This is a genomic window from Clostridioides sp. ZZV15-6388 (assembly GCF_020657755.1).
Lineage (GTDB): Bacteria > Bacillota > Clostridia > Peptostreptococcales > Peptostreptococcaceae > Clostridioides.
On record NZ_JAGWCU010000131.1, the window covers coordinates 1 to 279 of the forward strand.

A 279-nucleotide genomic window follows, 5' to 3' on the forward strand; every position below is an offset into this window, starting at 1 on the left:
AGCCCGGGGATTTCACATCTGTCTTACAGAACCGCCTGCGCACGCTTTACGCCCAGTAATTCCGATTAACGCTTGCACCCTACGTATTACCGCGGCTGCTGGCACGTAGTTAGCCGGTGCTTATTCTTCAGGTACCGTCAGCAGACCATGGTATTAACACGGTCCTTTTCGTCCCTGACAAAAGCAGTTTACAACCCGAAGGCCTTCATCCTGCACGCGGCATGGCTGGATCAGGGTTGCCCCCATTGTCCAAAATTCCCCACTGCTGCCTCCCGTAGG

At 54.8% G+C, this 279-nt stretch carries 1 rRNA gene; it reads right to left on the reverse strand.

Annotated elements, in window-relative coordinates:
- A 16S ribosomal RNA gene (locus KGF48_RS20045) occupies positions 1 to 279 on the reverse strand; the annotation flags it as partial.